At 69.4% G+C, this 17,810-nt stretch carries 21 protein-coding genes; 7 read left to right on the top strand and 14 right to left on the bottom strand.

Annotated features, from left to right (window positions below; all coding sequences use genetic code 11):
• Nucleotides 1–37 precede the first annotated feature (37 nt).
• Complete coding sequence (locus ACNAYW_RS00095; RefSeq protein WP_415847783.1) at nt 38–979, bottom strand: oxygenase MpaB family protein; 942 nt, start codon at nt 977–979, stop codon at nt 38–40.
• Nucleotides 980–1,107: 128 nt separating this feature from the next.
• Here ACNAYW_RS00095 and ACNAYW_RS00100 point away from each other — a divergent pair, with 128 nt between their 5' ends.
• On the top strand, nt 1,108–2,292 hold the full coding sequence (locus tag ACNAYW_RS00100) for a TetR/AcrR family transcriptional regulator (RefSeq protein ID WP_415847784.1): 1,185 nt from the start codon (nt 1,108–1,110) through the stop codon (nt 2,290–2,292).
• A gap of 19 nt (nt 2,293–2,311) precedes the next feature.
• Here ACNAYW_RS00100 and ACNAYW_RS00105 read toward each other — a convergent pair whose 3' ends face one another.
• From ACNAYW_RS00105 to ACNAYW_RS00160, 12 genes are read right to left on the bottom strand one after another with little or no spacing between them, the layout of a single operon-like run.
• Nucleotides 2,312–3,223 (bottom strand): oxygenase MpaB family protein, encoded by a 912-nt coding sequence (locus tag ACNAYW_RS00105; protein ID WP_415847785.1) that lies wholly within the window; start codon nt 3,221–3,223, stop codon nt 2,312–2,314.
• A gap of 10 nt (nt 3,224–3,233) precedes the next feature.
• Entirely contained in the window at nt 3,234–3,428 is a 195-nt protein-coding gene (locus tag ACNAYW_RS00110; RefSeq protein WP_415847786.1) for a hypothetical protein, read from the bottom strand.
• Nucleotides 3,428–3,643, bottom strand: a complete 216-nt coding sequence (locus ACNAYW_RS00115) for a hypothetical protein (RefSeq protein WP_415847787.1) — start codon at nt 3,641–3,643, stop codon at nt 3,428–3,430. The genes ACNAYW_RS00110 and ACNAYW_RS00115 overlap by 1 nt, the downstream gene beginning before the upstream one ends.
• Before the next feature lie 18 nt (nt 3,644–3,661).
• Complete coding sequence (locus tag ACNAYW_RS00120) at nt 3,662–4,465, bottom strand: hypothetical protein (protein WP_415847788.1); 804 nt, start codon at nt 4,463–4,465, stop codon at nt 3,662–3,664.
• A gap of 17 nt (nt 4,466–4,482) precedes the next feature.
• Nucleotides 4,483–5,442 carry an MlaD family protein gene (locus tag ACNAYW_RS00125; protein WP_415847789.1) on the bottom strand — a complete coding sequence of 320 codons (960 nt, stop codon included), beginning with the start codon at nt 5,440–5,442 and terminating at the stop codon, nt 4,483–4,485.
• A complete protein-coding gene (locus ACNAYW_RS00130; protein WP_415847790.1) occupies nt 5,439–6,485 on the bottom strand; it encodes an MlaD family protein in 1,047 nt (348 codons plus the stop codon). Before ACNAYW_RS00130 ends, ACNAYW_RS00125 begins: the two co-directional genes overlap by 4 nt.
• Nucleotides 6,482–7,591: an MlaD family protein gene (locus ACNAYW_RS00135; protein WP_415847791.1), complete on the bottom strand. Its 1,110-nt coding sequence runs from the start codon at nt 7,589–7,591 to the stop codon at nt 6,482–6,484. Before ACNAYW_RS00135 ends, ACNAYW_RS00130 begins: the two co-directional genes overlap by 4 nt.
• On the bottom strand, nt 7,591–8,655 hold the full coding sequence (locus tag ACNAYW_RS00140; protein ID WP_415847792.1) for an MlaD family protein: 1,065 nt from the start codon (nt 8,653–8,655) through the stop codon (nt 7,591–7,593). Before ACNAYW_RS00140 ends, ACNAYW_RS00135 begins: the two co-directional genes overlap by 1 nt.
• The gene (locus ACNAYW_RS00145) at nt 8,643–9,662 is read right to left on the bottom strand and encodes an MlaD family protein (protein ID WP_415847793.1); all 1,020 of its coding nucleotides are present in this window, start codon (nt 9,660–9,662) and stop codon (nt 8,643–8,645) included. Before ACNAYW_RS00145 ends, ACNAYW_RS00140 begins: the two co-directional genes overlap by 13 nt.
• A 1-nt stretch (nt 9,663) precedes the next feature.
• Nucleotides 9,664–10,824, bottom strand: a complete 1,161-nt coding sequence (locus ACNAYW_RS00150; protein WP_415847794.1) for an MlaD family protein — start codon at nt 10,822–10,824, stop codon at nt 9,664–9,666.
• Between the two features lie 7 nt (nt 10,825–10,831).
• On the bottom strand, nt 10,832–11,689 hold the full coding sequence (locus tag ACNAYW_RS00155) for an ABC transporter permease (RefSeq protein ID WP_415847795.1): 858 nt from the start codon (nt 11,687–11,689) through the stop codon (nt 10,832–10,834).
• Between the two features lie 4 nt (nt 11,690–11,693).
• A complete protein-coding gene (locus tag ACNAYW_RS00160; protein ID WP_415847796.1) occupies nt 11,694–12,548 on the bottom strand; it encodes an MlaE family ABC transporter permease in 855 nt (284 codons plus the stop codon).
• Nucleotides 12,549–12,750: 202 nt separating this feature from the next.
• Between ACNAYW_RS00160 and rpsF the strand changes: the two genes are divergently transcribed.
• From rpsF to rplI, 4 genes are all read left to right on the top strand, one after another.
• Nucleotides 12,751–13,035, top strand: coding sequence for a 30S ribosomal protein S6 (gene rpsF / locus ACNAYW_RS00165; RefSeq protein ID WP_415847797.1), 285 nt, complete (start codon nt 12,751–12,753; stop codon nt 13,033–13,035).
• A 28-nt stretch (nt 13,036–13,063) separates the two neighbouring features.
• Complete coding sequence (locus ACNAYW_RS00170; RefSeq protein WP_415847798.1) at nt 13,064–13,597, top strand: single-stranded DNA-binding protein; 534 nt, start codon at nt 13,064–13,066, stop codon at nt 13,595–13,597.
• A gap of 77 nt (nt 13,598–13,674) precedes the next feature.
• Complete coding sequence (rpsR, locus tag ACNAYW_RS00175) at nt 13,675–13,932, top strand: 30S ribosomal protein S18 (RefSeq protein WP_068526176.1); 258 nt, start codon at nt 13,675–13,677, stop codon at nt 13,930–13,932.
• A 14-nt stretch (nt 13,933–13,946) separates the two neighbouring features.
• Nucleotides 13,947–14,399, top strand: a complete 453-nt coding sequence (gene rplI / locus ACNAYW_RS00180; RefSeq protein WP_068537267.1) for a 50S ribosomal protein L9 — start codon at nt 13,947–13,949, stop codon at nt 14,397–14,399.
• A 66-nt stretch (nt 14,400–14,465) separates the two neighbouring features.
• On the opposite strand, the gene ACNAYW_RS00185 is transcribed toward rplI, so the two are convergent.
• Nucleotides 14,466–14,960, bottom strand: coding sequence for a hypothetical protein (locus ACNAYW_RS00185; RefSeq protein WP_415847799.1), 495 nt, complete (start codon nt 14,958–14,960; stop codon nt 14,466–14,468).
• A gap of 539 nt (nt 14,961–15,499) precedes the next feature.
• Here ACNAYW_RS00185 and dnaB point away from each other — a divergent pair.
• Nucleotides 15,500–16,906, top strand: a complete 1,407-nt coding sequence (dnaB, locus tag ACNAYW_RS00190) for a replicative DNA helicase (RefSeq protein ID WP_415847800.1) — start codon at nt 15,500–15,502, stop codon at nt 16,904–16,906.
• A gap of 134 nt (nt 16,907–17,040) precedes the next feature.
• The gene (locus ACNAYW_RS00195; RefSeq protein WP_225536084.1) at nt 17,041–17,775 is read left to right on the top strand and encodes a TnsA-like heteromeric transposase endonuclease subunit; all 735 of its coding nucleotides are present in this window, start codon (nt 17,041–17,043) and stop codon (nt 17,773–17,775) included.
• Nucleotides 17,776–17,810: the final 35 nt, after the last annotated feature.

Raw genomic sequence — 17,810 nt, forward strand, 5'->3', positions numbered from 1 at the left:
CCGAACGAGGACCCCGGCTCCGTCGTGCGCCGCCGATTCAGACCAGCCGACGACCGAACTTCCCGCGCAGGCGGAGGTCGGCGAGGAGCAGGTGGTAGGGCAGGCGCCGCAGCGCGAGCGGCGTGAACCGGTTGCTGAAGGCCACCAGCCGCCAGAAGGCGTCGAACCGCCGCTGATCACGCGCGGTCCACTCGATCTCCATGGCCTCCCGGAACTTCGGCGCGAGGAAGCCCGCGTTCATGAACCGGTTGAAGGCCTTGACCGGGCCGGGCAGGTTGCCGACGAAGGTGAAGTCGACGAGCTGCCGCAGGTAGGTGCGGGCGGTCTCGTCGGGGTTGATCCGCGTGGCGCACAGCTCGACCCACGTCGCGTCGAACGCCTCCGGCGTGGCGGGCCACAGGTCCGCAGGCACCTGCAGCGTGGTGCCCAGCGGGGCGGCGTCGCGGTAGAACAGTGCGCGCTGCTCGCGGTTCATGCGGCCGCGGAGCAGCTGGTGGGTGTCCTCGTAGCCGATGTACAGGCACATCGCGACCCACAGCTGCAGGCCGCGATCCATCGCGTTGTACTTGACCGGACTCGACGCGGTGCTCCGGACCTGTCGGTGCGCCGTGTTGACCGCCTCGCGGTAGCGGGCCTTGTCCTGTGGGGTGCCCAGCACCGCGACCGCGAGGTAGCTGATGGTCGTGCGGGTGCGCTTGACCGGGTGCCGGTACAGGGAGCCGGAGTCGACGGGCGACTCCATCACGCCGTAGGCGACGGGCTTGTTGACCAGTTGCATCACCACGTTCGCGGCCCCCGCGGCGAGCGAGGTCACGTCCATCGCGTCGCGCAGGGTGGTCAGCACGTGCGCGGGCCGTGCGGGCGCGGTGATGGTGATGCGGTACCCCGCCGCGACCGGGTCGACGGGGCGAGCCGGCGGCGCCGACGGTGCGGTCTCCGCCGCGGAGGTCGTGGTGGTGGGCTCGGCGCTGCGAGTCATGCGCGGTCCTTCGGGTTCTTCCACCGAATCGGTGTGTGAATGTTCACTTACTTATAGTGTTGACGGTACACCGCGGACGGGCTCCTGGCAGTGAGTAGTCTCGAAGCGGACGGTGAAGAGGAGTGGACGTGACTCAGGCGCGGCGGAAGCGGCCCAAGGACCGGCGCGAGCAGATCGCACGGGTCGCCGCTGAGGATTTCTCCCGGCGCGGCTATCACGGCGTGGGGATCGAGGAGATCGCCGCGTCGCTCGACATCAGCGGGCCCGCCGTCTACCGGCACTTCCCCAACAAGTACGCGCTGCTCGAACACGCCATCACGTCGGCCTCCGACGCGCTGTGCAACGCCGTCGACGCAGCGGCCGAGGCCACCGCGGGACAGGTGCCGGAGGCGCGCATCGACGCGATCATCGAGGCCGCCCTGGGCGTCTCCTTCGAGCGCCGCAACACCGGCGGCCTGTTCCGCTGGGAGCAGCGCCTCCTCGAGGGCGCCGACCGCGCGCGCATCCGCGAGCAGCTCACCGCGATGATCGGCACCGTCGCCGATGCCGCCGAGCCCGCGCTGCCCGGCGTGGACCGGGCCGAGATCGCGCTGCGCAGTGTGGCCCTGATCAGCGTGACCGGCAGCGTCACCGCGCACCGCACCGTTCTGGCGCAGAAGCGCGCCGAGGCGGTGCTCGGCGCCGCGGCGCGGCAGGAGCTGGCGCTGCCCGCGCCGCCCGTGCCCTACGCGGTCGCGCCGCCGCCGGAACCGGCCCCCGATGGGGGGCGCCAGGAACAGGTGCTGGTCGTGGCGATCGAGCAGATCTTCCAGCACGGCTTCCACAACGTGAGCATGGGGCAGATCGGGCGCGCGGCCGGGATCGTCCCGTCGGGCATGTACCGCTACTTCCCCAGCAAGGCCGGCATCCTGGTCAGTGCCCTGGATCACGCCGCCAAGGGCGTTGCCGACGCTATCGACGAGGTCTATTCGACGGTGCCGGACCCCGCGGCCCGGCTCGCAGCGCTCGCGCAGGCCTACGTGCAGCTGTCCTTCCTGCGGGCGAAGCTGATGACCGTGTACTTCCGCGAGATCGGGAACGTCCCCGACGCCGACCGCAGCCGCCTCGCGGGGATCCAGCGCGCCAACATCGCCGCCTTCGCCGACGCGGTGGTGGCGGTCCGTCCGGAACTCAGCGCCGCCGAGGCCACCTTCCTCGTGCACGCGGCCTTCGCGGTCGTCTTCGACGTGGGCCGTACCCGCCGCTTCGATCCGGACCCCGACTTCCAGGCCGAGGTCTACGCCCTCGTCTGTGCGGTGCTGTTCCCGGCGTGACCCCGGGGGCGCGCGTCGCTCAGACGAGGGGCTTGCCCGCACCGATCCGTAGCCGGAGGTCCACCATCAGCGACCGGGTCGGTCCGAACCGCAGGAACCGCGGGATGAAGCGGTTGACGAAACCCACGAACACGAAGAGGTTGTCGAACCGCCGCTGATCCGCGGCGGTCCAGCGCACGCCCATCTGCTCGCGGAAGTACGGGGCGAGGGAGCCGGCGGTGAGGAACTTCAGCAGGCCTCCGAACGCGAACCGCAACGGCCGGTTGATCATCCGCAGGTTCAGCAGGTCGTCGAGGTACGCCGCGACGGGCTCGTCGAGCGAGGTCTCGGCGCACGCGCGGAGCCAGTACTCGTCGAAGTCGGCGCGCGTCGCCGGCCACATGTCGCGCGGCACCTGCAGCGTCGTGCCGAGCGTCGCGCAGGACTGGTAGAAGCTCTCCGCCTGATTCGCGGGGAGCTTCCCGTTGAGCAGCTGGTAGGCGTCCTCGAAGCCGACGAAGAGGCAGGCGGCCACCCACAGCTGCAGGTCGCGGTCGAAGGCGTTGTACTTCACCGCGGCGCCCGGCTTCGACTTCACCTGCCGGTGCACCACGTCGACGGCCTCGCGGTACGCCTCCTTCTCCGCCTCGCTACCGAGGATCGCGACCGCGAGGTACTGCGTCGTGGTGCGGGCGCGCTTCCAGGGCCGCTTCATCAGGGCGCCGCTCTCCACGGTGGACTCCACCACGCCGTGCCCGACGCCGGGGTTCATCATCTGCATCGCGACGTTGGCGGCGGCCCCCGCGAAGCCCCAGAAGTCGAGCGCGTCGGTGACCGCGAGGTCGCGGCTCGTGTAGCGACGGTGGGTGCCGGGAACGCGAATCCTGGTGCGCTCGAGGGTGAGCGGCGCGTCGCCGGCGTCGTTCTCGGTGGGACGGTGCGAACGTGACACGGTGGTGCTCCTATCGCGTCGGCGGGAGGGTGCCGAGGTGGTCGTTGAGGCGGACGAGCCCGAAGGCGACGAGGCCGGCGCCCGCGACCACGGCGCCGATCAGCAGGAGCCAGGCCGCGATCCGGACCACCGACGGGACGCGCTGGCGGCCGCCGAGGATCTTCACGTACTGGACCACCAGATCGATGATCCACACCAGCGCCATCACTGCATCGTCACGTTCGCGAAGAGCAGCACCGGCCAGCAGACGATGGCGCCGAGGAACGAGACGATCCGGTCGATCCCGCTGAGATCCCCGAGGTGGTCCATGTGGGTCAGCGACCAGATGAGGCCGATGATCCCGTACGGGATGCCCACCAGGACGAGGAAGCCGATGAACTCCGAGACCTTCATCTCGTAATCGAGGAAGCGCTGCACCATCGTTGGTCCTCCGGGCGGTCAGTTGGGGGTGCCCGACGGTGCGGGCAGGGCCGGCATGGTCGGGGTGGCGGGCTGCTGCGGGATCGACGGTGCGGACGGGTTCGCCGACGGGCTCGTCGTCGTCCCGCCGAGGCCGCTGAGCACCGCGTTCGGGTTGGCCGGGTCGCCCGCCTCGGTGATGATCCAGTTCCGGTTGCGGTCGAGGCTCACCGAGTAGGTGCTGGTGCTGACAGTGCCCTGCGGGGCCTGGATGTTCTGCGTCGAGACGTCGACGGCCACCTTCACCTGGTAGATGCCGTTCACCTCGGAGGTGGTCTTGGCGAAGGAGGCCCGGCCGGTGGACGTCAGCCGCAGCGGCGTGACGACCTCACGCATGAGCTCGACGATGGAGTCGAACTTCTTCGCCAGTTCCGGTGTGGTCCCGGCCTTCACGCCGTTGAGCCACGGCGTCAGATCGCGGTAGTCCATGGTCGCGGCCTTGACGGCGTAGTCCGAGGCGATCTGCTCGGCGCGGGCGCGGTCGACCTCGGCCTGCCGTTCGCCGTCGAGCGTGCGTGTCTGCAGGTACAGCAGCACTGAGACGGTGACGAGCGCGACGACGACCACCGTCGCGAGCACCGTGCGCAGCGTGCCCGACGATGCCCGCGGGCCCGGCTCCTCGTCCGGGACCTCCGCGCGCGCCGCCCGTCGTGCGGGCGTCGCCGGATTCCGGGTTCGCTTCGCGGTCGAGACCTTCGCCGGGCCGTCGGGCTCGGCGGGCTCCGTGTCGATGTCCGTGGTGTCGGTGTCGAGCTGATCGGATTCGTCGTGCTTCTGCGGCATGGGGTCCTCTCCGTGGGTCAGGGACGGGGCAGGGTCAGGGTGACGCGCGCGGCGCCGTCGGTTCCGGCGACCTGCAGCGCGTTCGACAGGAGCGTGCTGAGGTCGATCTGCGGCACCGTCCGGTTGAGGGCGGAGAAGATCGAGATGAACGGGCCGCCGGTGGTGGCGAGCGCCGGGAGCAGCTCGTCCAGATACGGCCCCAGCCGCTTGAAGAACGGGTCGATGGTGTTGAGGAACGGGTCCGGGGCGTCGAGCGTGAGCACCATCCGCTGTACGGCCCGCACAGCGCTGAGCACCACGTCCGCGGTGTTCTCGAACTCCGTGCCGAGGCGGCGCACGGCGTTCGCGGTCCAGCCCAGGTCGGCGGAGTACACCTGGGTGTTCGCGAACATGCTGCGGATCGCGGGCATTCGGCTCAGCACCGTGGAGCTGAGCAGCTGTCCCGCGCGGCTGAGCGTGGACAGATCGTCGTCGCGGCCGGACGTGGCCTGCCACGCCGTCTTCACGATGCCGCCGAGTGCGCCCGCGTCGGCGGTGCGGTTGAGCGCCGCGAGCGCCTCGAAGACGTCGCTGACGGAGCGGGATTGGGTGACCGCGGCCGCGGGGATCTCGGCGCCGGAGGTGAAGACGGCGCCGTCGGAGGAGCGGGGCGCGAATTCGACGTAGGGCTCGCTCAGTGCGCTGAGCTGCTCGACGGAGAGGGCCGAGTCCACCGGGATGCGGTACTCCGACGGGTAACGGAGGGAGACCCGGACGCCCTCGGTCGAGGGTTCGACGGCGGTGACGTCGCCGATCCGGACGCCGCGCAGGAGGATCGGGGACCCCGTCGACAGCTGTCCGGTGTGGGCCAGCTTGAGCGACAGCGTCGTGTACTTCACGCCCGGCCGCAGGCCCATGTAGCCGACCAGGAGGATGAGCAGTCCGACCACGAGCACCACGGTGAACGTGATCGCGTTCGCGAGCAGTTCCTTCTTCATCGCACCGCCCCGATCATGCGCATCGCGCGCAGCGCCTGCTCCGCCTTCTCGGCGGTGGGCACCGCGGGGCTGTCGGAGACCTTGACCACGTTCACCTTCGGTCCGTGCTCGACCCACGGGATGATCGTGTCCCGAAACAGGTTCCGCAGGTTGATCAGGTTGTCCGGGCGGGTGGCGCCGACCGGCCGGTCCAAGAGCAGCAGCGGGCTGACCACCTGGGTGAACAGGGCCGCCAGGTCGCGCACACCGGGGGTCAGCGGCGCGGTGTTCTTCATCAGCGGGGCGAGCGAGGCGAAGACCTCGGTCACGCGGGCGGTCTCCGCGATGACGCCCCAGCGGCGCAGGCCGTCGGAGGTGAGGTACTCGCTGAGCATGCGGTGTTCGGCCGCGATGGAACCGGTGACGCCCACGACGGAGCGCAGCGCGGCGTCGAGCGAGGCGGTGTCGTTGGCCCACGCCATGACCGTGGACGCCAGGTTGTCGGTGATCTTGCGGGTGCGCGCCGGATCGTCGGGAAAGGCACCGTCGATCCGCTGGACGGTGTTGCCGAGCTGGGCGACGCCCCCGCTGCCGAGGAAGCCAGACAGGCTGGTCATGAGGTCCTCCACGTGATCCGGTGGGCGGCTCTGCGCGAGGGGGATGAGCCCGCCCGAGCGGATGGGCTGCGCGGTGGAACCGGGAGCCGAGACCAGCGCGATGTAGACGTCGCCGAGCAGCGTGTCCTGTCGCAGCTCGGCTGCGCTGTCGGTCGGGATGCGGGCGGGCTCGGTGATGGTGAGGGTCGCGACCGCCCGATCGCCGTCGAGCCGCACGGACTCCATGGTCCCCACGGCCCGGCCGTTGAACCGGACCTGCGCCTGGTCGGGCAGGTTGAGGGCGTTGGAGAACTCCACGCGCAGTGGCCATCCGGAGGACGACGCCCAGCCCGTCGGGTTGGGCAGGGTGGCGGGGCTCGCGCGGAGGACCCCGACGACGCCGAGCGTCAGGACGACCAGGAGGAGCAGTCCGCGGGTGATCCGGCTGCGGACGGTCGGGCGGTTCATCGGGCGGCCCCCGTTCCGCGGAGGACGGCGGAGATCAGGTCGACGTCGATGTGGCCCGGGTCGACGACTCTGCATTGTCCCGGAGCGATCCGGTTGACGTTGGCGCAGGTCAGTTCCGGGTTGCGCGCGACCATCTTCGTCGACGGCGGGGTGAAGACGATCGTGAGCCCGAGAGTGCGCTGGTCGAAGGAGACGTTGAAGGCGTCGATCAGGGGTGGGAGGAAGCCGAGGAGATCGCCCCAGTTCCTGACCCCGGCGCTGACCAGTCGCGACGCGGGGATCACGGTGTCGAGGATCGGCCACAGGTTGTGTCCGTAGTGGGAGATCAAGTCACGCAGGAGCTTCCCGAGCGGGATGAGGGCCTCGGCGAGTGTCTCGGTGGTCCTGGCCGTCGGGACGATGATGTCGGCGAGGCCGTCGGGAGCGGTCGTGAGGAGTCGCTTGAGCGGGTCCCAGTTGGAGGTCATGCCGCCGGTGAGCGACGAGAGCGAGTCGAGACTGCGGCCCACGTCGCCGATGCCGGGGCCGGGGTCGTCGAGCAGCGCCGCGAGGCTGCCGATGACGCCGTTGACGTCGGGCCCGGTGCCGTCGACGGCGGCGGCGAGTGCGGTGAGCGAATCCTGCACCTGCTCGGCCTGTTCGGGCCCTCCGCCCGTCGTGAGCTTGCTCGCCGCGTCGCCGATGGAGCTGAGACTGCGGCTCAGGGACTGCGGGGTCCTGGTGTCGGTCAGGCACTTCCCGGCCTGCAGCGCCGGGCCCTTGGTCGACGTGTCGACGAGGGCCAGCTGCCGCGAGGCGATGAGCGAGGCGGCGACGGTCACCGCGCCGGTGCCCGCGTTCACGGCCTGATCCGAGTCGACGTCGAATTCCACTCGTGCCGCTGCATTCTCGGGTCGAACGGCCGTGACCTTCCCGATCGGCACTCCGAGGCGAGTCACGGGATTGCCGACGTAGAGACCGATCGCGTCGGGCATCAGCGCGCAGTAGCGCGCCTGGGGCTTGTCGGGCGTGCGGGCGATGTACAGGGCGGCGGCGATGATCGAGCCGACGACCGTGATCGCGATCGCGGTGACCAGCCACTTCGAGCTCAGCATCTTGGCGATCATCAGCAGGGAGCCCCTTCCAGCGGAATGCAGTACTGGGACGAGATCGTGGGGACGGAGCCGTCGAAGACGATCGTGCCGTCGGGCTTCACCGAGGACTGGATCCGCCGGAGCAGGGCCATCGCGTCGTCGATCATGTTCTGGTACTTGGCGAGCAGCCCCCCGATCTGGCCGGACATGAGGTTGAACTGGGCCTCCATCGAGGCGAGGTTCTCCTGGTAGAAGTCCGCCACCGGGATGATCCGCTTGAGCACCATGTCGAAGGCGCTCATGAACCTCTTGTATCCGGCGACGTTGAGTCGTGCGGTGGAGAAGTAGACGTTCATGTCGCGCATCACTCGGGTGAGCACGTCGCCGTTGCGGTCGATGGCGGCCGCGTACTCCGACAGCGTCTGCACGAAGCCGCCGACCTCGTCCTTCTGCGTCGAGACGCTCTGCACCACCCCCTGGAGCGTGGACAGCAGCTCCTTCATCTGCCCCGGCCGGCCGCTCGTCGCGCGCTGGATCTGGGCGAGCGACTCGCGCAGCGGCGTCGGGTCGATCGCGCGGATCTTGGGGTCGGCCTGCTGGAAGGTCTCGACCAGGCTGTACGGGATCCGCACCCGCGCCGGCGGGATCGGTGTGGCCCCCAGCGATCCGGTGCCGATCGAGTCGATGTCGACGAAGTAGCCGCCGACGCCGGTCAGCATCTTCACAGCGACCCGTGACTGGTCGCCGATGTGCACCTTCTTCTTGATCCGCAGCCCGACGTTGACGTGTCCGCCCTCCAGCGCCACGCGGTGGACGGTGCCGACCGAGACGCCCGCGACGCGCACGTCGTCGCCCGATCGGACCATCCCCGCCTCGGGGAAGTACGCGGTGTAGGTGGTGGTTCCGATCGGCCGGACGGCGAGCACCGAGCTGGCGATCATCACCACCAGCGCGAGCGCGATGCCGAGCACGCCGAAGAGCAGCTGCCGGTTCTTGGAACTCGGTAGCGCCCAGGCCTCCTCGATGCCGGAGGCGAACTTCAGTGCGAGCCGGTAGCCGTCGCGCAGCAGGGTCACGGGGAGGTTCAGCGCTTGCACAGCGTCACCTTCGATCCGCGCAGGAAGACCAGCAGGCCGGCGGGCAGCTGCGCCTCGCCGCGGCTGCAGCCGGTGTCGCCGCCCGCGGCGGGGACCTGCTGCTGGGTGAGGTTCGCGAACAGCCCGGGCAGCAGCGCGGCGAGGTCGACGAGGCTCTGCAGTCGGGGCAGCTCGGGGCGGGCGAGCTCGAGCAGGGAATTGCCGGCGGGTTGCAGACCGGCGCCGCGCAGCAGGGAGTCGGCCGCGGTCATGAGCTCGGCGCCCTGGTCGGAGAGGATCTTCGTCGAGGGTGCGGCGTTCCGCATGACCTCGCCGATGCCCTGGAGGTAGCCGATGACGGTCGGCAGGCTCCCCGACTTGCCGCCGAGGCTGTCGTTGATGGCGTTGAGGTTCCGGACCAGCGTCTGCAGCAGCGCCGAGCGGTCGTTGGTGAACCGGCTCAGCGTCTGCAGAGCGTCGAGCAGGGGACCGAGCCCGGAGCCGTCGCCCTCGACGACGGCGGCGATCGACTGTGCGAGGTGGTTGATCTGGTCGGGCTGCATCGAGGCGAGCACGGGTTGCAGGCCGTTGAAGATCGTCGTGACGTCGAAGGAGGGCACCGTCCGACCGGTGTCGATCGTGGACGCCGGAGCGATCGCGTCGGCCTGCGCGTCGCTCGGGGAGAGTTCGAGGTAGCGCAGGCCGGTGAGGTTCTGGAACCGGATCGAGAGGGTGGTGGCGGTGGTGAGTCGCTGATCGCGGTCGACGGTGAAGGCCACGCGCGCGAGGGAGCCGCGGGCGGTGTCGTCCTGGTCGAGCGTGACGTCGCGGACCTTGCCCACCTGGACGCCGAGCAGGCGGACGTCGTCGCCGGAGCGGAGCCCGGAGGCGTTGGTGAAGAGGGCGGTGTACGAGGACTGAGCCGCTTGAGCGGGACGCGTGAGCGCGCGCACGGTGAACGCCGCGCCGACCGCGATGAGGACGACGAAGATCAGCAGCAGGGTTCCGGGATTGCGGGCGGTGCGCACGTCAGCGGCCCCTCGTCGTGGTCGGCGCGGAGGTGGAGGTCGACGGTGCGGTCGCGGCGCCCGAGGTCTTCGGCGCGGACGGGATGGTGGGCTTCGCGGGCGCCGGCTTGCCGGGCGGGGTGACGGAGAACCGGGGCGCCGGCGGCAGCAGGGAGGCGATCGCGGGGAACTGCTGGAACGTGACATCGAGATTGAGGACCGGGCCGGATCCGTTGTCCGGCATGGATCGCCGGATCCGCTCGATGAGCTCCTCGAGTTGGCGGCCGTTGCGTGCGGCGTCGGGGAAGCTCGCGACGGCCCGGGTGGCGAGTTCGCGCACGGGCACCAGCACCTCGGTGAGCGCCGCGACGTTCGGGGCGCTGAGGAGCGCCGTGAGGGCGGGCGAGAAGTCGTAGGCGAACGCGTTGATCGTCGCCTTCTGCCGCTCGGGGTAGCCGGGGGTGTCCGGACCGGTCCAGGACCAGAGCGCGCGGAGTCCGGGGAGCATCCGCTTGACCGACGTGTCGAGGGCGCCGAGCGTGGTCGCGATCGTGGGCAGGGTCTCGGACGTGGGGATCCGCTGGGTGTCGGCGTTGGCCTCCGCGATGGCGCCGACGGCGCCGAGGAAGGGGAGGAACTGCCGGGTGGTGGTGTCCATCTGGGCGATGAGCTGCGCCATGTGGGGCCGGAAGCTCTCCCGTTCCACCGTGCTCAGCGAGCGGAGGAGCGAGGCCATCGTCCCGTCGTCGGGGGTCGCGAGGGGTTCCCACGAGGCCCCATCGGCGAGGGTCCGGCCGCCGCGCCCCGGGGTCAGGGAGACGACCGTGATGCCGAAGGTGTTGCCGGGCGCGAACGCGACCCGCACGGCGTCGGTCACGAGGTCGTCGGCGGCGCCGTTGAACCGCATCGTCACGCCGAGCCGGCCGGCGCCCCGGTCCACGACGTCGCTGACCTCGCCGATCCGCAGGCCGTCCATCTCGACCGCGGTGCCGGGCGCGACGCCGGGGGCGACACTGCGCACCACGAGTGTGAGGGTCTTCGGCGGGACGGTGGCGATCGCCCGGACCGCCCAGAACGCGGCGGCGGCGAGGAGCATCACCAGGATCGTGGCGAGGCCGCGGCGCAGCAGCACGGGGCCCGGCGTCATCATGCCCGTCACGGGAGCGGGCCAGCGCGTCGTCATCGTCGCCTCACCCCCGGAAGACCAGTTCGCTACTGGCGCCCCAGATGCCGATGGTCATCAGCATGTCGAGCACGACGATGGCGACCATCGAGGCCCGGACGGCGCGGCCGGACGCGACGCCCACGCCCTCGGGCCCGCCCGCGGCGAAGAAGCCCTGGTAGCAGTGGATGAGGATGACGGCGCAGATGAAGACGACCACCTTGGCGATGGACGCGATGAGATCGGCGGGGGAGAGGAACTGCTGGAAGTAGTGCTCGTACGTGCCGGCGGCGTCGCCCTGCGCGAGCGTGACGATGGTGCTGGAGGCGAAGAAGCTCACGATGATCGCGATGAGGAAGATCGGCACGATCGCGACGACACCGGCGATCATGCGGGTGCTCACCACGAAGGAGATGGACCGGAGGCCGAGCGCCTCGAGGGCGTCGATCTCCTCGGTGATCCGCATCGCGCCGATCTCGGCGGTCATTCGGCACCCGGCCTGGACGGCGAAACCGGCGGCGGCGAGGATCGGCGCGAACTCGCGGGTGTTGGCGAGCGCGGCGATGACACCGGTCAGCGGGCCCATGCCGAGGAGGTCGAGGGACGCGAAGGCCTGGACGGCGACGGTGCCGCCGACCGCGAGGCCGAGCACCACCATCATCAGGGAGGTGCCGCCGCCGACGATGACGGCGCCGCGACCCCAGGTCAGGTCGGTGATGGTGCGCACCGTCTGCTTGGGGTAGTTGCGCACCGCGTGCGGGATGAGCGCGACCGACGCGACGACGAAGGACACCATCTGGCCGAGGCGCGCGAGGGTGCCGCGCAGCGAGTCCGTGAGGCGTCCGGCGGTGCGGAGCCCTTTCGGGCGGTAGGGGGCGATCGTCATGGAATCAGCCCACCCTCATGGGGAAATAGGTCGTGTAGATCTGGGTGAGCGCGAAGTTGAGAACGATGATGCCGACGGTGGACACCACGACCGTCGTGTTCACCGCGTCGGCGACGCCGCGCGCGCCGCCCTTCGCCTCGAGGCCGTGCTGGCAGCCGAGGACGGCGATCATGACGCCGAAGATCGCCGCCTTGACCAGGGAGAAGCCGAAGTCGCGCGTGGTGGCGTAGGCGCCGAAGCTGAGCCAGTAGCTGCCCGGGGTGACGTTCTGTCCGGCCACGGCGAGGTAGTAGGCGGCGCCGATGCCCACCACGGTGATGAAGACGCACAGCAGCGGCGCGACGACGGCGGCGGCGAGGATCCGGGGCACGACGAGCCGGCGGACGGGGTCGATGCCCATCACCCGCATGGCGTCGACCTCCTCGCGGATCGTGCGCGAGCCGAGGTCGGCGGCGATGGCGGAGGCGCCCGCGCCACCGAGGAGGAGGCCGGCGGCCATGGGTGCGGCCTGCTGGATCACGGTGAGCCCGCTCGCCGCGCCCATCAGGGAGCCGGCGCCGATCTGGTTGACGATGCTGCCGATCTGGATGGTGACGATGACGCCGAACGGGATCGCCATGAGGAAGGCGGGGACGGCGGTGACACTGACCAGGAACCACGCCTGGACCACGACCTCGCGGACCGGGATGCGGGCCCGGAGGATGTCGGCCACCATCGACACCAGGGAGTGGAGCACGAGTTCGACGGTCCGCCCGAGCGTGCGAACGGGGCCGAGCGCGTTGTCGTCGAGGTTCCGGCGGAGGGCGTCGATCGCGCCGGGCCGGCTCGCGGCCGCATCCCGAGACGATTGCGATGTCATAGCTCACCTCCTTCCTGGCACATGTTAGGGAATGTTCTCTATCAGGGAGGGGTTTTCCGGTGAATTTTCAGATCCGGTCGTCAGTCGACTGATTTCGCTGGTGGTGAGGGGTTGGGGTACCCTGGTCCGGTTGCCTTTCGGGCAACGCTCCTGCCGTGGAGAGTCCACGGCCGCATAGTCCATAGGAGGAGGCGAAAAGCCCATGCGTAATTACGAACTGATGGTGATCCTGGATCCGAGCCTGGATGAGCGCACCGTCGCGCCCTCGCTGGAGACCTTCCTGAACGTGGTCCGCAAGGACGGCGGATCGGTCGGGAACGTCGACATCTGGGGCAAGCGCCGTCTTGCTTACGAGATCTCGAAGAACGCCGAAGGCATCTACGCGGTGATCGATCTGACCGCCGAGCCGGCGACCGTCAGCGAGCTGGATCGCCAGCTCAAGCTGAACGAGTCGGTGCTTCGCACTAAGGTGCTGCGGCAGAACTAGTCGCGCACTAACTACAGGGAGAGACACCATGGCAGGCGACACGATCATCACGGTCATCGGCAATCTGACGGCGGATCCGGAGCTGCGCTTCACCCCGTCGGGTGCGGCGGTGGCCAACTTCACCGTCGCCTCCACGCCTCGCACGTTCGACCGGAACACCAATGAGTGGAAGGACGGCGAGGCGCTGTTCCTGCGTTGCAACATCTGGCGGGAGGCGGCCGAGAACGTCGCCGAATCGCTCACGAAGGGCACGCGCGTCATCGTCTCCGGCCGGCTCAAGCAGCGGTCGTACGACGACCGCGAGGGCCAGCGGCGCACGGTGGTGGAACTCGAGGTCGACGAGATCGGCCCCTCCCTGAAGTATGCGACGGCGAAGCCGACGCGCACGCAGCGCGGCGGTGGCGGCGGCGGTTTCGGAGGCGGCGGCCAGGGCGGCGGTGGCGGTTACAGCCAGCCCGCCCAGCAGGCTCCGCGCCAGAACCAGCCCGCAGACGATCCGTGGGGCAGCGCCCCTGCGGCCGGGAGCAGCTTCGGCGGCGGCAACGACGATCCGCCGTTCTGATCCCCGGGATCGAACACTGTGAAGGCGCCCCGGTTCGCCGGGCGCCGAAGTAGACCTCATCAAGGAGTACCAACACCATGGCCGGTAAGGGCAATGGCCGGAAGGTGCGCGTCGAGAAGGCCGTCAAGGCCAAGGCGTGCACGTTCTGCAAGGAGAAGAACACCAAGATCGACTACAAGGACACCACGCTGCTGCGTCGGTTCCTGTCGGAGCGGGGCAAGATCCGCAGCCGTCGTGTGACGGGCAACTGCGTTCAGCACCAGCGCGACATCGCGATCGCCGTCAAGAACGCGCGTGAGGTGGCCCTGCTGCCGTTCACGTCGACGACCCGCTAAGGAGGGGTGAAGAAATGAAGCTCATCCTCACCGCCGACGTCGACAACCTGGGCGCGCCCGGCGACACCGTCGAGGTCAAGGACGGCTACGGCCGTAACTACCTGCTGCCCCGCGGCCTGGCCATCGTCGCCACCCGTGGCGCCGAGAAGCAGGTCGAGGGCATCCGTCGTAGCCAGGAGGCCAAGCGCGTCCGCGGCCTCGATCACGCCAACGAGCTGAAGCAGGCCATCGAGGGCCTCGAGTCCGTCTCGCTGACCGTGAAGACCGCCGACTCGGGCAAGCTCTTCGGCTCGGTCACGGCCGCCGATGTGGCCGCCGCGCTCAAGACCGCCGGCGGCCCCGCCGTCGACAAGCGCAGCATCGAGCTGCCGCAGGGTCACATCAAGTCCACGGGCTCGTTCCCCGTGGTCGTGGTGCTGCACCCCGACGTGCGCGCGAAGTTCGCGCTCACCGTCGCCGCGCAGTAACGAGGCACGAACGAGAAGAACCCCCATCGCCCTCGGGCGGTGGGGGTTCTTTCGTCGTCGGGTGGCTCAGACCGTGATCGTGCCGACGCACGGCGTGCTGGTCTGCGTGCCGATCCACTCGCTGCCCGCGCCCGCCTTGATGACCAGGTTGAAGGTCACGGCGCCCTTACCGGTGGTGACGGGCGTCTTGTTCAGGACGGGCAGGGGGCCGACGCCGCTGAGCTTCGCGCTGCCGAACTTGCCGGAGGTGGTGTTGTTCCAGGACAGCGTCGCGGACGAAGCGAACTGGCTCAGGACGAGGTCCCGGGCGCCCGCATTGCCCGTCGCGGAGACCAGGATCTGCCCCTTGCCGCCGACGGTGGCGGTCACCTTCCAGGTCAGCATCTGGCCGCCGACCACGAACATGGGGTTGGCGCTCGTGCACGTGGCGGTGGCCGAGGCGGGCTTCGGCTTGGGGGCGGGGTTCGGGGCCGCCCCAGCGGGCCCGATGGCGCACGTGGCGACGGCCGCGAGCGCGACCGCGACGCCGGCTGTGCGCGCCGAGATCGTGGAGGTGTTCATCGGGTGGTCCTTCCGCAGTGGGTGATGCACCGATCAGAATACGCGGCGACGCCGACGGGAAGAAGGTGCACCGTCGTCCAGTGACCTGTTAGCCCTGGTAGGGAGCCCGGCAGGTGACCGGCGGGTAACAACTGAGGGTGGTTTTCTCTGCGCGACGGTGGCCGATTCACTCACGACACGCCCGAATGTCAAGTCGGTGCGACACGCGGGGGAATCTCGATCCACAACGGTACCCACCCTCATTACCTGGTCCGAGCTGGGGCGACTCCGAAAGCGCTCCGGAGTTTCCACAGGTTTTCCCCATCGGTCCACACCGTCGTCCCCACCCTGACCGCGCGCCCTCCACAGGCGCCACACAGATTTGTCCACAGGCCCGCTTTGCGGTCTCGAGCGGAGGGCCTAGCGTTCACGTGCGTCCGTCGCGCGCCCGCAGGGATTTGCTATCCGAAAACTTGTCGGGGCCGCGCGGTAGACAGAAGTCGAACTGGAGAGTCCTCGCCGCCGCGCGGCGGCGAGGGCGTGAGAGAGGTGGGTGCGCGGTGTCTGTCACGGACGAGCAGGAGTTCACTCCGGGGCCCGTCGGACGTCCGGAGCCCACTCCCGACCGTCCGCCCGCCGAGGACTTCGGGCGCCAGCCCCCGCAGGACATCGCCGCCGAGCAGTCCGTGCTGGGCGCGATGATGCTCTCCAAGGACGCCATCGCGGACGTGCTCGAGGTGATCAGCCCGGGCGACTTCTACCGGCCCGCCCACCAGTCGGTGTACGACGCGATCCTCGACCTGTACGGCGCGGGTGAGCCCGCGGACGCCGTCACCGTGTCCGCGACCCTGGACCGCAAGGGCGAGCTCAAGCGCGTCGGCGGCGCGCCGTACCTGCACACGCTGATCTCCACCGTGCCCACTGCGGCGAACGCCGGCTACTACGCGGAGATCGTGGCGGAGAAGGCCATCCTGCGGCGTCTCGTCGAGGCCGGGACCCGGATCGTCCAGTACGGCTACTCGGGGTCCGACGGTGCCGACGTCGCCGAGGTCGTGGACCGCGCGCAGGCCGCCGTCTACGACGTCACCGAGCGCAAGGCCTCCGAGGACTACGTGATCCTCGAGGAGCTGCTGCAGCCCACGATGGACGAGATCGACGCGATCGCCTCGCGCGGCGGCGTCAGCATGGGCGTGCCCACCGGCTTCACCGACTTCGACGCCCTCACCAACGGCCTGCACGCCGGCCAGATGATCATCGTCGCCGGCCGTCCCGGCGCCGGTAAGTCGACGATGGCGCTCGACGTGCTGCGCTCCTGCGCCATCGAGCACCAGATGCCGGGCGTCCTGTTCAGCCTGGAGATGAGCAAGACCGAGGTGGTCATGCGCCTGCTCTCCGCGGAGGCGCGGATCAAGCTGGCGGACATGCGCTCCGGCAAGATGTCCGACGACGACTGGACCCGCCTCGCGCGCCGCATGTCGGAGATCTCCGAGGCGCCGCTGTTCGTCGACGATTCGCCCAACCTCACGATGATGGAGATCCGCGCGAAGGCCCGGCGGCTCAAGCAGCGGCACGACCTCAAGCTCATCGTCATCGACTACCTGCAGCTGATGACGTCGGGCAAGAAGGTCGAGTCCCGTCAGCAGGAGGTCTCGGAGTTCTCCCGACAGCTCAAGCTGCTCGCGAAGGAGCTCGAGGTCCCGCTCATCGCCGTCGCGCAGCTCAACCGTGGTCCCGAGCAGCGCACCGACAAGAAGCCCCAGGTCGCCGACCTCCGCGAGTCCGGCTCGCTCGAGCAGGACGCCGACATGGTCGTCCTGGTGCACCGCCCCGACGCGTACGAGCGCGACGATCCGCGCGCAGGCGAGGCCGACTTCATCCTGGGTAAGCACCGTGCCGGCCCCACCGCGACCGTCACCGTCGCCCACCAGCTGCACTACTCCCGCTTCGTGGACATGGCGAAGGGCTGATTCGCCCTGTAGGGTCCCAGATTCCGTGGCGGAATCCCAAGCTACGTGGCGGACAGTTGGCGGATCCGCCAACTGTTTGGGACACGCCGGGGCACGTCCCCGCATCTGAGGGCGGAAGTGGCACCGTCAAGACCATGTCGCCCGGCAGCTCCGCGGGGACCGCGGTGGAAGTATCGTTCCGCCGCGGTGAGGACCTCTGTGAGCGGACCGTGGAGTGGAAGTCGGCCGCAATGGAGGACCTTCGCGAGGCAGCGCCGTGGCGCACATTTCGCTGGTATCGAGGGCAGAAACACTACTCGGGGTGGTACTGGTCGAGCACTACCCGCGATCTGGTGATCTATGAGTCCCGCCTGGAGCTCGCTAACCTGATGCTCGCAGACTTCGACGATCGGGTTCGGGGCATCGTGGCCCAGCCTTTCCTTCTCGCGACTGAGGTCGATGGTGTCCTGCGGAGGCACGTTCCGGACTTCCTACTCGATACTGATTCCGGCCCGGTCGTCGTTGACGTAAAGCCTGCTCGAAGGCTTGATAATGATGATGTTGCAAGGGTTTTGAACTTGACTCGGGATGTCGTCGAGGCCAAGGGGTGGCGATACGAGGTCGCCACCGAGCCGCCGCCGCGGAGGGCCGCGAATGTCAGATTCCTCGCTGGCTATCGGCGCGAGAGTGCAATCGTGCCTGACCATTGCGAGGCGGTTCAGGCGGTCGCTCAGGTGGGATTGACGATTGGTGCTCTCATCGATCGGATGCCAGATCGTCCTGACGCGAGCGTGCGAGCGGCGGTGCTGCACTTGATATGGCGGCGTCGGCTGCACGTCGACATTGACGCCGCAATCACTAGTCGCACTCAGATTTCGAGGGTCTTGTGAGTGGCGTTGAGCGGGTTGAGGTTGGCGGACGGTAC

Source organism: Tsukamurella ocularis (assembly GCF_965138335.1).
In the GTDB taxonomy this organism is placed as follows: Bacteria; Actinomycetota; Actinomycetes; order Mycobacteriales; family Mycobacteriaceae; genus Tsukamurella; species Tsukamurella ocularis_A.